The sequence below is a fragment of the uncultured Senegalimassilia sp. genome, from assembly GCF_934632265.1.
GTDB lineage: Bacteria > Actinomycetota > Coriobacteriia > Coriobacteriales > Eggerthellaceae > Senegalimassilia.
Map to the genome: position 1 here is coordinate 1 of NZ_CAKTYH010000035.1, position 16229 is coordinate 16229.

The window sequence follows — 16229 nt, forward strand, 5'->3', positions numbered from 1 at the left end:
CCGAGCGGCCATCTGCTCGATTTGAGCAACGTTCGCCTGACCAGGCTCTTGCTCTAGTTCCGTATCATCGTTGTTGGCCTGCTGGTTTTCCGCCCGTTGCTTTCGCCTTGCTCGCTTCGATGGCCCCAAGCCGATCAGCTCTCGTGCTTTGGAGATGTAATCGAGCATCGACACCACCGTCAGCAGCAACGCGATTGCCATGACTATCCAGCTGACAACCCACATCACATCCGAAAACGCCTCGACAAGCGTGCCCATCATGTAGCTGTCCTTGATGGTGAACAGGACGATGGCGATCATCTGGAACACCGTTTTGAACTTGCCGTACCAGCTGGCGGAAATGACCGTTCCCTTGCTGGCTGCAACCATGCGCACGCCCGAGACTATGAACTCACGAGCGACGATGATGAGCGCAACCCAGCTGGGCAGCGATCCAAGCTCGATAAGCGCTAAAAGAGCCGCCATGACCAAGATCTTATCGGCAAGCGGGTCCATGAATTTGCCGAAATCGGTGACTTCACCGCGGCTTCGCGCCAAATACCCATCAAGCCAATCCGTACAGGAGATCAGCACGAAGATGGCTGCTGTGATCAGGCTTTTGGAATGTTCGGCCAAATCAGGCAGATGAAACCACTGCGGCCAGGGGCTTAGAAGCACGACAACGAACACGGGGACCAAGCATATGCGGATGAGCGTGACGATATTAGCTGGAGTCCACAAGCTTGTTGCAGCTTGCGGTGCAGCTTCAACTTGCAGCTTATGCATCGGCTATTCGCCTTCCATTTCATAGAGCAGCGTATCGGTTATGGTAACGCGAACGATATGCCCCGGTTCACCGTTTTCGACATAGGTGACGCCGTCGACTTCGGGAGCCTGGCACATCGCGCGCCCGAACAGCTGGCCGTCCTCTTCCCTGCCCTCGATCAGAACATCCATGGGCTTTCCAGCACGCGCAGCAACCAGCGGCGTGCACACGTCATCCGCTAGATCGCGCAAGCGCTGGGCGCGGTATGCCTTTTCGTCGTCGTCCACCTGGTCGGGCAGATCGAATGCACGCGTGCCCTCTTCGCGAGAATAAGCGAACACGCCGATGTAATCGAAAAAGCCCTCTTCGACGAAATCGCAAAGCTCTTCGAAGTCCTCGTCGGTTTCACCGGGGAAGCCTGCGATGAGCGTAGTGCGCAGCGTGACGTCGGGAACAATGCGGCGAATGCGCTCTACTAAGGATTCATACTCCTCGCGCGAGCCCTTGCGGTGCATGGCCTTCAAGATGCCCGGCTGGACATGTTGAAGCGGGATATCGAAATACGAGCAGATATTGTCATGGTCGGCCACGGTCTGCAGCAGCTCATCGGTGACGCCTTCGGGCTGGATGTACATGACGCGGAACCAGGTGTCGGCGAACTCATCGGCAAGAGAGCCGATGAGCCAAGCCAGGCTGGACTTGTCTTCAAAATCCTGCCCCCAGCGGCCCGTATCCTGAGCGATGAGGACGATCTCCTTCACGCCTTCCGCCACGCGATTCGCAACATCGGCGCGCACCGTTTCATAATCGAAGCTGTGATATCGGCCGCGAATATAGGGGATAGTGCAATAGGAGCAGAAGCGGTCGCAGCCATCGGAGATCTTCACATACGCGGAGACGGCACGTGAGCCGTTGACGGCCACTGCACCCTCGGGCACGGCACCGAGCATTGCCGCCTTCATGCGCTCCAACTTAGCCTGATCGATGCCAAGCGCTTGGGCGATGACCTGCACGATATCGTCTTCCTTGCTGCACGGAACGAACGCGGATGCCTCGGGCAGCTCGGATTCCAGATCCTGACCATAGCGCGCCGGCACGCAACCAGCGATGATGAGCGCAGCGCCTGCAGCCACGTTGGGCATGCCGGCAACCTCGAAGATGGCCTCCAGGCTTTCCTCGGTGGCGCTCTGGATGAACGAGCAGGTGTTCACCACCACGGCATCGGCGGCTTCCGGATCCTGCTCGATGACGAAGCCGCTGTGCATGAGCTGCGACTGCATACGCTGCGTATCAACCTCGTTTTTCGCGCAGCCCATTGTGACGAAGGCGACGCGAGGGCTCTCGATTTCAAAGACGTTTTCGGTTTCCACGGAAATCCTTAGCGATAGTTTACGTACTGGAGCGGCTGGCCGTAATCCTGGCCCTTCAAAAAGGCGATGACCTCTTGCAGCGTGTCGCGGGAAGCCGAGGAAACGCGCAGCTTGTCTCCTTCGACGGTGACCTTCACCTTGAGCTTCTGAGCCTTGATGTCCTTGTTGATCTTGCCGGCGGTTTCCTTGTCGATGCCTTCGACGATGGTTGCCGTCTGCCGCACGCTCTGCCCGGTGGCCGCCTGGGGGTCGCCCCATTTGACGGCGGTGAGATCGATGCCTCGCTTGATGAGCTTGCTGCCCATGATGTCGATGACCTGACGCGCCACGAAATCGGCAGGAGCGGCAACCGTGATGGTCTTCTTTTGCTTGTCAAGGGAAAGCTCAGCGCCGGAGCCCTTCAGGTCATAGCGCTGCGACAGCTCCTTTTTCGCCTGCTGATATGCATTGTCGACTTCCTGCATGTCGACGGTGGAAACGACGTCGAAGCTTGATTCCTTAGCCATGGTAAACCGCCTTTCAACTAGTAAGAAGAATACGTCGAGGGTGAATGCTGGGTACCTGTCGAGCTAGTGCCGGAACCGGTCGTCGAGGTGGAACCCGTGCTAGTCGTGCCTGTCGAGCCGGAACCTGATGACACCGAGGATGAAGTTGATGAGCCGGTGCCCGTGGTCGACTGAGCAGAGGTGCCGTTTGACGCCGAGTTCGTCGACGACGAGGTTGATCCGGTGGTGCTCGAGGAAGTGCTGGACGAGTCAAGCCCGTCGACCTTCACATCGGGATGATCTTTTGCCCACGACGCAAGGTAGTCCTTGAAGTTGACGGTGGCCGTAGGCATGCCCGTAGTGGCATCGCTGGTGAATTCGACTTCCTTGCCATCCATGGTGACCGTGAATCCGGAGGAAACCCATGTTGCCAAACTCCAGGTGCCGGTCACTTCGACGGTCTCATCCACCGGTCCGGTGAGCATCTGCTCGGTTGACTGGCCATCCTGCGTGATAACCACATAGGCCTGCTGGCCCTTTGCCAGCTTGTACTCCACCTTCACGCTTGTGGGGACGGTTGTCTCTGCGGAAGTCTTGGTTTCCGAGCTGTTGCCATTGTCGGAATTGTTGCTGCTAGCGTTCTCCTGGCTTACCCCGCTTCCGTCCGCCGATGTGTCGGTCACGCCCGTGATGGGGACCTTCGCGACATCTTGCGTGGAGGCCGCCCCGCGGTTTCCGAAGGCAAGAGCCACGATGATGACGAGCAGCAACAGGATGATCACGATGACCGCCACATACGGCAGCCTCGCCTGCATCCCGCGACCCGCGTTGTTCTGGGAACCGGAATAGAAGTTAGTGAATTGCGTAGTGACGGCGCCGCCGAAATGATTGGAGCGACGGCTTTCGTTTTCGGCGCGCGCCGCACGAGATGCAAGCGACTCGCGATATTCGCGTTGCGGCTGCTGGTCGCGACGATGCGAGCGCTGAGAGCCCTGTCGCTGACCCCGCTGGGCACGCTGCGAACGAGGTGCATCGCCGGAACGTTCGTCGCTATAACGGGATGAGCGCTGAGAGCCCTGCCCTCTTCCTTCGTGATGACGAGCATCGCCGCGCGAAACCGACCTGCGACCGGAAACGTGCGCAGGCGAATCCGATTCGCCCCTAGTGCGCCCGACCTGATACGCATACGCATCATCCAGATACATACGCGTGATATCGGCGGGATTGAGCCCGACTAATTTCGCATATGCGTTCACCATATTTCGGGTATAGCCGCGCGCGGGCAAGCGGGAGAAATCGTTGTTCTCGAGGGCGCGGAGGATGTCGGGGCGGATGCGCAGACGACGAGCGGCCGACTGCACGTCGTAGCCCTTCCGCTCGCGCGCTTCGCGCAATACGGTGCCGAATGAAACCTGGCCCATGCCTTCTCCTTATTAATTGTCACCGTCATGTTGTTCGAACGCTTTCAGCGTTTCAAGCTCCATGGCATCGACGAGTACTTCTCTGGGCTTGCTGCCGTTCGGAGGACCGACGACGCCCTTATCTTCCAACATATCCATTATACGCCCCGCACGTGAGTAACCCACTTTGAGGCGTCGCTGGATATTGGAGGTGGAGCCCAAGCCGCTCGACACCACCAACTCGGCCGCCTCCCAAATGAGCGGATCGTCGTCGGCGCACGTTCCGCCGCTGGCATCCGAGGGGCACGACCCCAATGTGATTAGATTGGTGGATAAGATCTCGGAATGATACTCCGGCTCACCCTGACTGCGCAACTTCTCCACAACCGCGTTGATCTCATCTTCGGAAACGTAGCATCCCTGGATGCGCATGGGTTTTGCGTACTCGGGCTTACTGAGCAGCAAGTCACCCAAACCGATAAGGTTCTCAGCACCCGGCGTATCCAAGATAACGCGGCTGTCGATGCCGCTTGCCACGTTGAACGCGATGCGGTTGGTGATGTTGGCCTTGATCAGACCCGTGACCACATTCGTCGAAGGACGTTGCGTGGCGACGATCAGGTGGATGCCGGCTGCGCGGGCAAGCTGCGCGATTCGGCTGATGGAGAATTCCACCTCCTTGCCGACGTTCATCATAAGGTCGGCAAGCTCGTCGATGATGATGACGATATAGGGAAGCTCGTCTCCCAGCTCGTTTTCCGGCAGCTCCTCCCCTGCCTCCTGCGCGGCTTTCAGCTCGGCTTGCGCTGCCTGCACCTTCGCGTTGTACTGCCCGATGTTGCGGGCGCCCACCTTCGAAAACACCTTCAGGCGCCGCTCCATTTCCGCAACGCCCCAGCTTAAAGCGCTCGCTGCTTCTTTTGGTTCGGTCACAACGGGGACATAGAGATGCGGGATGCCGTTGTACGGCGTGAACTCGACGCGCTTCGGGTCGATCATGATGAAGCGCACCTCGGAGGGGGTTGCCCGCATGAGGATGGACATGATCATCGCGTTGATGGAGACCGATTTACCCGAACCGGTGGTGCCGCCGATAAGCAAGTGGGGCATCTTCGCAAGGTCGGAGACGATGCAATGGCCTTCGACGTCTTTGCCGATGGCGATCTGTAAAGGCCCAGGAGCGGCATCTTTGATGACATCGCCGAGCAAAACCGTTTGACGCGTGCGATTGGGCACCTCGATGCCGACATAATTGGTTCCGGGAATAGGCGCGAAGATGCGTACGCCAGGCGCTGCAAGTGCAAGCGCGATATCGTCCTCAAGTGCGGTGACGCGGCTTACACGTACGCCAGCCGGCAAATCGACTTTGAACAAGGTGACCGTTGGACCTGCAACCCAGCCCACCACCTTGGCCATGATGTTGAAGTCTTCGAGGGTCTCCTGCAAGCAAGCGCCGGTTTCCTGAAGCTCGGAATCGGTAGCCAGGTCCTTATCCGGATCGGTGGACGTTGCCAGCAGGTCAATGGGCGGAAGCTCGAAGCCCTGTTCGGGGCGAGGAGTGGCAACCGGAGTAGCGGCTTTGGAAGGCTTTTTCGGCATAGTCGGCGCAGCGGCGCGCTCGATGGGCTTGCGACGTCCAAGCTTGCGCGTGATGGTCTCGGGTGCGTTCTTTTCGCTTTCGGCAGAAACGCCATCATCGGCTGATGCACCGGCACTGCCGTGGCGGCGGTTTGAAGGTGCGCTTCGCTTGATCGTCTGAGTTTTAGCGGTTTCCAATTCCGCAAGCTCGGCTTCGTCGGTGCGCTTCGCCTGAGGGCGGGAAACCCTTGCGAACGCAGGCGGCGGGACCACGCCATGCTCGCGCTCTTCGGCCTCCTCACGCGCCTCGGCCAGCGCACGAAGCTTCTCGATGATGCTGGATACGGAGAAGCCGATGACGATGAGTCCGGCGATAGCCAGACCGAACAGCACGATGGCGGAGATCACCTTGCCGAACAGCGTCAGACCGCACCATGCGATGCCGGCGCCGATATAGCCTCCGCGCGCGGAAAGCTGGTCGGCCAGGAATAGATTGTCAGTGGCGTCGGGAGCGGCTTCGGGCGTGAACAGCGCAAGCAGCGACAAAACTGCGATGAACAGCATGGCAAGACCCACGGAAACACGCAGCGGAACGCCCTCCTTGTCGATACGGACAAGGCAGCTTGCTCCGATGGCAACCAGGAAAAACGGCAGCAGATACGCGCCGATGCCCAAGCACAGATGCAACAGCTGTGACACGAACGAGGTGATAAGCGCGTCGGTGGGAACGACGGCAGCAACGAACAGCACGATGCCCAAAAGCGTTATGGCAACGCCGGTGATATCGCGCTTGGTGCGCTCATCGAAGATCTGCGGCTGGGCAGGCGCCGGGGCGGCTTGCTTGGCAGCGCGTTTTTGCGCTGGGCTAGCAGCTTTGGATTTGCCGCCGCCGGCCTTTTTAGACGAGGTTGATTTGTTCGATGCAGTTCGGGCCACGCCCTCCCCTTTCGTGCTAAAGCGTTTCCGCTGTTGTTCGAGCAAGCGAGCACCTGCGCGCAATGCAACGCAGGTGCTCGTAAACGGATTCGTGTGTAAGGCGAAACTAGATGTCCAGCAGGTTCACCACCGTCATGGGACGGGTTTTCGTGCGTTCCCAAAGCAGGGAAAGCAGGGCATCGCGGGCGGCTTTCTTGAGCTCTTTGCCTGAGGCGCCCTTGGACAGCGCCTTGGTAAGCGCGTTCTTCACGCACTTCTCGCATTCCTGGACCAGATAACCGTCGTCCCCGCCGGTGATGCCGTGCATCTCCACCTGGACGTTGCCGGCAACGGCCTTCTTGCGGCCGGAAACCGCTGCCGCGATGGCGGCGAAGCCCTGTGCGGAAAGCGCCGTGCGCTCCTCGAGCACCTGTTCGGAAGTGTCGCCGACCGACAGGCCGTCGACGAGCACGATGCCGGACTGCACGAACTCGCCATGCTTGACGCCCTTCGTGGACAGCTCCAGGCTTTCACCGTTTTCGCAGATGAACACGTTCTCGGCCGGAACGCCGACAGCTTCAGCCAAACGTGCGTGAGCGCGAAGATGCGTGGCCTCGCCGTGCACTGGCATAAACGCCTTAGGCTGCACGATGGTCAGCATGATCTTCAGCTCCTCTGCCGAGGCGTGACCGGACACATGCACGCGGGCACGGGACTTGTCATACACATCGGCGCCGATCTTGGCCAAGGAGTTGACCACCTTCGTGACGGCCTTCTCGTTGCCGGGAACTGGCGTAGCCGAGATGATGACGGTGTCACCGGCCTCCATGTCGATGGTTTTGTGCTCACCGGCCGCGATGCGAGCCAGAGCCGACAGCGGCTCGCCTTGGCTGCCCGTGCACATGATGACCACCTGCTCGGGCGGGATGCCCTTCAGGTCGTACGCATCGATGATGTCCTGGTCGGAGATCTTCAAGTAACCCAGCTTGCGCGCGATGTCGGTGTTCTGCACCATGGAGCGGCCGGTAACGACCACCTTGCGACCATTGGCGACGGCGGCATCGCAGATCTGCTGCAGTCGATGGATATGGCTGGCGAACGACGCGATGATGACGCGGCCCTTCGCCTGCGCGATGATGCGCTGAAGCTCCTTGCCGACCTCCGCCTCGCTGGGCGTGAAGTTAGGGTTGGTGGCGTTCGTGGAGTCGGACATCATCAGATCGACGCCCTCATCGGCAAAGCGCGCGAGCGCGCCGAAATCGGTGTGCACCCCGTCGATGGGCGTTTGGTCGAGCTTGAAGTCGCCCGTGTGCAGCACATTGCCTGCAGGGCTGCGGAAAAACACGCCGACCGCTCCGGGGATGGAGTGGTTCACGGCGAAGAACTCGGCCGTGATGCAGCCAAGATTCACCTTGTCGCCGGGTTTTATCTCCACAAGCTTGGCGTTTTTGATTCGATGCTCTTTGAACTTGCCCTCGATCAGGCCCAACGTCATCTTCGTGCCGTAGATGGGCACCTGACGATCCAGGTCTTTGATGAGATACGGCAAAGAGCCTGTATGATCCTCGTGGCCGTGCGTAATCACGATGCCGCGCAGCTTATCTGCATGCTGCAGCACGTACGTGTAATCCGGCAGGATGAGATCTACGCCAGGGTGATTGTCGTCGGGAAACATCAGGCCCGCATCGTCAAGAACCATATCGCCCTTGCATTCGAACACGGTCATGTTCTTGCCGATGGCATCCAAGCCGCCGAGAGGGATGATCTTCAGCGTGGCTCCGCGATCTTTTTTCGAGGAGTCGAAAGAACGCCTACGGGAGCGCGGGCGCTTGCGGCCCTGGTCGGTGTTGCCCTCTTTGGTAAGCTTCGGACGCTCAAGGTCGAGCTTCACGTGCTTTACCGATTGCGTGCTTTTGCCGCCGTTCTCAGGGCGCACATCGCCATTGCGCTTCGGGCGCTGTTCGTTTTGATCCATGTATTGATTTCCTTACTGCCAACATACAGCAGGGCCGCATGGATTGGAGCGGCCCTGCTGCGTATCCTGGCTACAGGACGCCGACCTCGCGCATGGTGCGCTCAAGCTCGGCGGACTGCTCGGCAGTGGCATCGACCAACGGAAGGCGCACTCCGCCTACCGGGAAGCCAGCCAATTTCAAAGCCTCTTTGACCAGGATGGGGTTCGCTGTCTTGAACAGCCCTTCCATGAGGGGCATGAGACGCTCGTTTGCAGCGGCAGCTTCTTCCCACTTGCCAGCTGCGCACAGCTCCACGATCTCCTTCATTCGAGCAGGAGCAACGTTTCCGATGGTGGAGATAACGCCCACGCCACCCAATTTCATGATGTCGTAGGTTGCAGAGTCATCGCCGGAGTATACGCAGAAGCCTTCAGGTGCGCCGTCCACAATGGCCTTCACCTGCTCGAAGCTTCCGGATGCCTCCTTGATGGCAACCACATTGTCCAGGTCATGCGCGAGACGCAACGAGGTTTCCGCGGTCATGTTCACCGCGCAACGCCCCGGGATGTTGTACAGGATGATGGGCAGCTCGACCGAGCGGGCGATGGTGCTGAAATGCTGATACAAGCCCTCTTGCGGAGGCTTGTTGTAGTACGGCACGACGCACATGAAGCCATCGACGCCGAGCTTGGCGACATCGCTGGCGAAACCGACCGTATCGGCAGTGCAGTTATCGCCCACGTTGGCGATAACCGGGATGCGTCCGTCCACGGCGGCGACAACGGCTTTGAACAGCTCGATCTTGTCCGGGTAGAATACGGTGGGAGATTCGCCCGTGGTGCCGTTGATGATCAGCGAATCGGCGCCGCCCTTCACCAAACGGTCAGCAAGCTCCTGAGCACGATCGAGATCGAGATCGAGATTGTCCTTCATGGGCGTGACCATGGCCGGGATCATGCGGCCGAAACGAGGATTTCCCATCGTTGGCACCTTTCTGTACAAGCATGGCTTGAAGACCATGCACCTGAATCGCAAAATGCAACTTCGCCATATTATGCCACGGCACCCCGGAGGGTGCCGTGAAGTCATTAAAATGTCACGCTCAAGAAACATATGTTGCCGTTTGGGTGGTAATTCCCGCCATAAACGGCACCATGCTCGCTCGGGACCGTCTACTCCATGAAGTTCTCAAGCCCGACGATAAGGCCTTCGCGCTCGCCGACGCTTCGGATTCCCAGAAGCACGCCGGGCATATACGAGGTGCGGTCCCAGGAATCGTGGCGGATGGTGAGGGTCTGGCCCATGGAGCCGAACACGACTTCTTGGCTTGCCACATAACCCATCGAGCGGACCGAATGCACGGGCACGCCTTCTACCAGCGCACCGCGGGCGCCTTCGCAGCCTGCGATCTCGGTTTCCTTGCCCGGTGCGGCGCTTTGGCGGCCGTCGCGAGCCTCGGAGATGATCTGCGCCGTGCGCACGGCGGTGCCGGAGGGAGCGTCCTTCTTGTTGCAATGATGGAACTCGAGCACCTCGGCTTCAGGGAAGAACGGGGCAGCTGCTTTTGCGAACTGCATCATGAGCACGGCACCGGTGGTGAAGTTCGGGGCATAGAACAGGCAGGTGCCTTCAGGGGCGAGCGCGGCCAGCTCTTCGAGCTTGTCGTTCGCAAGGCCCGTGGTGCCCACCACGCAATCGATGCCCGCAGCGAGCGCGACGCGAAGATTGCCCTCGACGACGGAAGGCTGCGTGAAATCGACGAGCACATCGAAGCCGCCGGCATGCACGGCCTGCTCGACCGTTTCATACACCGCGAACACCTTCGAGGAGCCATGCGGGTCGATTCCGCAGGTGACCTGCATATCGTCTGCAGCGGTGACCGCATCGACCACGGCAGACCCCATACGTCCGGCGAAACCGGAAACGGCAACGTTGATCATGTTGGTGCTCCTTCTTAGAGAAGATGGCGGCCTGGAGCGGCCGCCATCGCTAGCTATCTTATATACAGCTTATTGGGACTCGTGGCGACGACGAGGGGTGCGGTTGGCACGACCCGGACGCACATCGCGCTGGCCGCCTTCACGCTTGCCGCCTTCGTGACGATCATGCCCGCGGTGCTCGCGCGGCGCGGGGGCGCTGCCTTCGGGAGCCTCGGGCTTGTCCAAGCGATCGAGCGAGATCTTGCCCGTCTTGGGGTCGATCTCGAGAACCTGGACCTTGACCGTATCGCCGAGTTTCAGGACATCCTCGACCGAGCCGACGCGGCCGTTGGCCACACGGGAAATATGGAGCAGGCCGTCCTTGCCGGGGGTCAGCTTCACGAACGCGCCGAAGTCCTTGATGCCAACGACCTCGCCCTCGAAGATCTCGCCGACCTCGGGTTCTTTCACGATGCCGAGGATCATGGCCTTGGCAGCTTCGCCAGCTGGGCCCTCGATGGCCGCGATATGGATAGTGCCGTCTTCCTGGATGTCGATCTGCGCGCCGGTCTCGTCCTGAATGCCGCGAACGACCTTGCCGCCGGAGCCGATGACATCGCGGATCTTATCCACGGGGATGTGGATGGTCTCGATACGCGGAGCGGTATCGCGCAGGGTTGCGCGCGGCTCGGGCAGCTCGGCGAGCATGGCCTTGAGGATGTGCGCACGGCCTTCATGAGCCTGCTTGAGCGCGCGGCCGAGGATCTCGGTGGACAGGCCCTTGGCCTTGTTGTCCATCTGCAGGGCCGTGATGCCCTTCTCGGTGCCGCATACCTTGAAGTCCATATCGCCGAGAAAGTCCTCGATGCCCTGGATGTCGGAGAGGATGACGATATCGTCGCCTTCCTTGATAAGGCCCATGGCGATACCGGAGACCGGGGCCTTGATCGGCACGCCGGCATCCATAAGCGCCAGGGTGGAGCCGCAGGTGGACGCCATGGACGAGGAGCCGTTGGACTCCAGGATCTCGGAAACCACGCGGATGGCGTAGGGGAACTCGTCCTCGGAGGGGATCACCGGCAGCAAAGCGCGCTCAGCCAGCGCACCGTGGCCGACCTCGCGACGCTTCGGGGCGCCCATACGGCCCGTTTCGCCGGTGCAATACGGCGGGAAGTTGTACTGGTGCATGTAGCGCTTGCCCTCGGCCGGGTCGATGGTGTCAAGGCGCTGCCACTCGTTGAGCATGCCGAGCGTTGCAATGGAAAGGGCCTGGGTCTGGCCGCGCTGGAACAGGCCGGAGCCGTGGACGCGGGGCAGATAACCGGGAACGATATGCAGCGGACGGATCTCGTCGGCGCGGCGGCCGTCGGCGCGCTCGCCCGTTTCGATGACCATGGCGCGCATGGCCTTCTTCTCGAGGGCCTTCAGAGCAGCGGCGATGTCGGAGCCCCAAGCGGCAAGCTCCTCCTCGTTGAAGGATTCTTCCTTGATGCGGGCCTTCAACTCTTCGACCTTGCCCATGCGTGCCTGCTTGTCGGCATCGCTCAAAGCTTGGGACATCTCATCGAAGAAGGGGCTGATGCGCTCGTCGATGGACGGGTCGGCAACATGGATGGGCCACTCGACCGGGGTGATGTCGCAACGATCGAGGAAGCGCTGCTGAGCCTCGCAGAACTTCGCGATGGCCTGCTGGCCGAAGTCCATGGCGCGCAGCATAAGATCCTCGGAGACCTCGTTGGCGCCGGCCTCCACCATGGAGATGTAATCGGCGGTACCCGCGATGGTCAGCTCCAGATCGGAGGTTTCCTGCTCCTCGTAGGTGGGGTTGACGATGAACTCGTCGGTCTCGGGGTTATGGGCGATGCGCACGCACGCGGCCGGGCCGTCGAACGGGGCGCTGCCGATCATGAGCGCAGCCGAAGCGCCGCCGACGCAGATGCAGTCAGGGGCGTTCTTGCCGTCGCACACGAGCGTGGTGGCGACGATGTGCACCTCACGCTTGAAGCCGTCGACGAAGCCGGGGCGGATGGGGCGGTCGATCATGCGGGCGGTCAGCGTGCCCTTCTCGGACGGACGCGCCTCGCGCTTGAGGTAGCCGCCGGGGATGCGGCCGACGGAGTACATCTTCTCCATGAAGTCGACGGTCAGCGGGAAGAAGTCGTAGTTCTTCTCCTCCTTGGAGATGACGGCCGTGACGAGCACGGTGGTCTCGCCCTGCGTGACCAGGACAGCGCCGGTTGCCTGCTTGGCCAGCTCGCCCGTTTCGAAGCGGTAGGTCTTGCCGTACAGCTCGAAGGACTCGACGATCTTTTCCATGTGGTGTTCTTTCCTTCTCTATTCCTTGGCTGCCGTAGTGCGGCCAAGCTTCTTCGGCCAGGGGTACTCACGTTTCCCGCTTGCCGCGAGCAGGCACGCCCTTGCGTACCCGACCGCTATGCAAAAGCCCGCGCAGGGCTGCGCGGGCTTTCGTTGACTAGATGTTGTCGCGGATGCCGAGCTTCTTGATGAGGGCACGGTAACGCTCGATGTCGCGCTCCTTGATGTACTTGAGCAGACCACGACGCTTACCGATGAGCATCATCAGGCCACGGCGGGAATGGTTGTCCTTCTTGTGGGTCTTCAGGTGCTCGGTGAGGTTGCGGATACGCTCGGACAGGATGGCGACCTGCACGTCCGGGTTGCCGGTGTCGTGCTCGTTGGCGCCGAACTCGGCGACCAGCTCTGCGGTGCGCTCTTTCGTGATGCTGAGTTTGCTAGGCATGCTAACTCCACCTTTCCTGCGGGACTCGCCCGCCTTCCGTGCAGCTGTTGCTGCGCTCTACGTGCTTTCCGCTGGGATCCATGCGACATGGGGACCAAGCTGAAAGTGGCTGCCCAAACGGCAACTTGTCTAGGATACGATGACCTTGGGTTTGCACGCAAGCCTGCGATGTGGACCTGCACAGCTTGCGCACATATCCACGACCAGCGCTTATTGCGCTTCGCGGGCTTCGCGCAAGGCGTGCACCAGCTGATCGGCGCAGCTGGTGGAGCGGCGTCCGCAGGTGTTGCCCTCGAGAACCGCGGCCACATCGTCGATGTTCTTGCCGTTGACGAGTTTGCCGACGGCCTTGAGATTGCCATCGCAACCGCCGACGAAATCAACGTGCTTGATGGTGTCGCCGTCCAAATCGACGTGGATCTCTCGCGAGCAAACGCCCTTGGTTCGATACGTATACATTCAGATTTCCTCTCTCTTCAGTGATGCAAGTATGTCATAACGACATAGCGTCTAACTTACATGGTGCGCAAGCACCTAAAACAATCCGCAGGTGAATAGGAAATTGAGCGATTTCAGACGAATGGAGGCGTGCACCTGGGCCCATGTTTGGCACAAGCGCAGCACATCGAAGACGCACGACTGATCGATTTCGATCGAAGCGATGTCGGCAAATCGCATCCCTAGCAACGCCCTGGACCAGGAAAGCGCCTCCGGAGCAAGGCCCGCGACGTCGGAAACGCGGCAATCGTCGCACACCACGCCGCCTTCGCCGCACGAGAACGCGACCGTCTGATGCACAGCGCCGCCGACATCGCAAGCCAAGGGCTGCCCGCACACGCAGCATCGATCCAGCGAGGGGCGGATGCCCAGAAACGCGAAGGCTTTGAGCAGCCATGCCGCGCACATCGCCGGACCATGCGCTGGATCGGATGATGCAAGAGCGCCAAGGGCGGTTTCCGTGAGATCGAACAGCTTCGGGACCTCAAGCCCTGGCTGGGTGATGCGATCGAGCAACTCGGCGATGGGAGCCGCGCAGGCGGCAAGCTCCATGCTTTCACGCAGCGCTGCATTGCCGGCGATCAAACGCGCTTCCTTGACGATATCGAGCGAACGCCCTTGAGCTAAGAGCACATCCGCCTGCGAATACAGCTCCAACCGGGAGCTGAACTGGCTGGTGGGCTTTCGCGCCCCTTTCGCAACGGCCCGGATCTGCGAGCCATCCTGCGCAAGCAGGGACAGGATAAGATCCGACTCCCCCAACTTGGTCTTACGCAGCACGAGCACGCGGGCGCTGTAGGTGCTTTGCGCCACGGGCTATTTAAATGATACCGACGCGACGTTGTTCGAGGAATCGAAGGTCACCGTGCCGGAGACCTGCTTCGAATCCCCCGCAACCGATATGGTCTGCCCCAGAACCGTCACCGACTTGGAAGCCTTGCCCGATGCGGTGAAGGCCACCGTGTCGTTACCCTGATAGGAAACGCTATCGACCGAGGACACCGTGAACGACGATCCATCCGATGCCGTCAACGTCGTAGAGGACAGATAAGAACGCGCGGCTGCGGTCAACTCGCTGGCGCGCGACTTCGCAAGCGATATGACGACGACTGTATCGGAGGTAACCTTCGAACCTGCAGCGGGCTCGACGCCCATGATGGAGCCCTCGCTTGCGGTTTCGCTGTAAACGTTCACAGCCGTTGAGGACAGCCCGGCATCCTTGATGGCCTTCACAGCTTCGTTATAGGACATTCCGGAGACGTCGGGAACGGTATAAGCCTGCGCCACCGTGAGCGTGATGGCGGTGGAAGCCTTTGCCTTATCGCCCTCGTCGGGGCTGATGGACAAGACGGTCCCCTCGGGCTCGTCGGAGCGCTCCATCTGCACATCCACGTTCTCGAAACCGTTGTCCGACAGCGCCTTCAAGGCGCTGTCCTGCGTGGAGCCGACCACCTTGGGAACGGTTCGCGAGGTTGACACGTGGATAACGACCTCGGCGCCCTCCTCCTGACGTGCGCCGGCGCCCGGATCCATGAGCAGGACGAGACCCTCGGTGGAATCGGAGGGAACCGTTGTGGAGCGTACCGTGAAGCCCTTGTTCTGCAGCATGTACGTAGCGTCCGCCTGCGTCATACCCGTGACGTCGGGCACGATCTTGCCGCCCCACATCTCCATTTGGTATGTGACGCCTGCAGCGATTCCTCCGCAGATGAGCACGATCGCCGCCACGATGGCCGCGATCCTCGACCCGGGCATGCGCTTGGCCTTGGATTCGGGCTTCTTCTCGTCTTTCGTCTTCGCTTCAGGCTTGACGGCTTCAGCCGCCATTTCGGCGTGCTTCGGCTGCTCCTTTTCGGGCTTTACGGTTGCTTGCTCCAAGACGTCCTCATGCGCCGCGCTTTGCTGCTGAGATTGGGCAGCCTTGGCCTTCTCGGCTTTCTTCTTCTTGCGATCGCGCTTTTTCTTGTTGGGATCGGGCGCGATGAAATCCTTCTGCTGCGACAGATCGGCATCGGTGATGCGGGGCATCTGCATGGTGTCGCCGGAATGCCAGGCGGCCTTCGGAGGCACATACCCGGGATACACGAGGAATTCGTCGAAGCCGGAAAGATCGGGTTCCCATCCCGAGCGGGTAGCAGGCGATGCAGGCTTGGGCCCGAGCGTTTGCGTTTTCTCGGACTCGAAGGCAAGGTTGCGGATGTCGGGAAGATCGAGCACGTGCGTACGCTCATGGGCCACCTCATCGGCAGTGCTGTCGCGTTCGTCGGACTGCTCCGGGGCGTCCTGATCGGCCTCCTGGGGGTCTTCGGTTGCGTCTTGCGTCGCCTCGGGCTCCCCTTCGGTGGCGGTATCCGGGTTGAGGGCATCGCCCTCATCCGGTTTCGTTGCATCTTCTTTGTTGTATGCGGCATCGCCGGCGTCTTCGGAATCCTCGTCTGACTTGCAGCCATCATCAGACTGCGCAACCGCTTCGGAATCAACGTCGTCAGAATCAACGTCGTCGCCATCCTGGCCGTCATCTGCTGCTTCAACGCTTTCGGAAACGGCGGGGTGCATATCGAGAGCAGATTCGTCTTCGATGGCTTCTTCGTTATCCGATATGT

13 protein-coding genes are annotated in these 16229 nt (G+C 60.4%); all 13 read right to left on the bottom strand.

Translation table 11 applies throughout. The annotated features are described in order from the left end of the window. Positions 1-765, bottom strand: a 765-nt coding sequence (pgsA, locus tag Q0H50_RS04015) for a CDP-diacylglycerol--glycerol-3-phosphate 3-phosphatidyltransferase (protein ID WP_294419620.1), incomplete at its 3' end; no start/stop codon positions are given. Between the two features lie 3 nt (positions 766-768). After that, the gene (rimO, locus tag Q0H50_RS04020) at positions 769-2115 is read right to left on the bottom strand and encodes a 30S ribosomal protein S12 methylthiotransferase RimO (RefSeq protein WP_294419622.1); all 1347 of its coding nucleotides are present in this window, start codon (positions 2113-2115) and stop codon (positions 769-771) included. Positions 2116-2123: 8 nt separating this feature from the next. Continuing rightward, the gene (locus Q0H50_RS04025; protein WP_294419625.1) at positions 2124-2621 is read right to left on the bottom strand and encodes a YajQ family cyclic di-GMP-binding protein; all 498 of its coding nucleotides are present in this window, start codon (positions 2619-2621) and stop codon (positions 2124-2126) included. Between the two features lie 17 nt (positions 2622-2638). Continuing rightward, positions 2639-4021 (bottom strand): helix-turn-helix transcriptional regulator, encoded by a 1383-nt coding sequence (locus tag Q0H50_RS04030; RefSeq protein ID WP_294419627.1) that lies wholly within the window; start codon positions 4019-4021, stop codon positions 2639-2641. 12 nt (positions 4022-4033) lie between these two features. Beyond that, positions 4034-6514 carry a DNA translocase FtsK gene (locus Q0H50_RS04035; protein ID WP_294419628.1) on the bottom strand — a complete coding sequence of 827 codons (2481 nt, stop codon included), beginning with the start codon at positions 6512-6514 and terminating at the stop codon, positions 4034-4036. A gap of 106 nt (positions 6515-6620) precedes the next feature. Further along, entirely contained in the window at positions 6621-8468 is a 1848-nt protein-coding gene (locus Q0H50_RS04040; RefSeq protein WP_294419630.1) for a ribonuclease J, read from the bottom strand. Between the two features lie 70 nt (positions 8469-8538). Further along, positions 8539-9429, bottom strand: a complete 891-nt coding sequence (gene dapA / locus Q0H50_RS04045; RefSeq protein ID WP_294419631.1) for a 4-hydroxy-tetrahydrodipicolinate synthase — start codon at positions 9427-9429, stop codon at positions 8539-8541. A gap of 191 nt (positions 9430-9620) precedes the next feature. Further along, positions 9621-10388, bottom strand: coding sequence for a 4-hydroxy-tetrahydrodipicolinate reductase (gene dapB / locus Q0H50_RS04050; protein ID WP_294419633.1), 768 nt, complete (start codon positions 10386-10388; stop codon positions 9621-9623). Between the two features lie 69 nt (positions 10389-10457). Continuing rightward, the gene (locus Q0H50_RS04055; RefSeq protein ID WP_294419635.1) at positions 10458-12683 is read right to left on the bottom strand and encodes a polyribonucleotide nucleotidyltransferase; all 2226 of its coding nucleotides are present in this window, start codon (positions 12681-12683) and stop codon (positions 10458-10460) included. A 157-nt stretch (positions 12684-12840) separates the two neighbouring features. Beyond that, positions 12841-13128: a 30S ribosomal protein S15 gene (gene rpsO, locus Q0H50_RS04060; protein ID WP_042434157.1), complete on the bottom strand. Its 288-nt coding sequence runs from the start codon at positions 13126-13128 to the stop codon at positions 12841-12843. A gap of 210 nt (positions 13129-13338) precedes the next feature. Further along, a complete protein-coding gene (locus tag Q0H50_RS04065; RefSeq protein ID WP_294419637.1) occupies positions 13339-13587 on the bottom strand; it encodes a TIGR03905 family TSCPD domain-containing protein in 249 nt (82 codons plus the stop codon). 75 nt (positions 13588-13662) lie between these two features. Next, complete coding sequence (recO, locus tag Q0H50_RS04070; protein ID WP_294419639.1) at positions 13663-14439, bottom strand: DNA repair protein RecO; 777 nt, start codon at positions 14437-14439, stop codon at positions 13663-13665. A 3-nt stretch (positions 14440-14442) separates the two neighbouring features. Further along, the coding region (locus Q0H50_RS04075) for a PASTA domain-containing protein (RefSeq protein WP_294419641.1) at positions 14443-16229 on the bottom strand (1787 nt) is incomplete at its 5' end.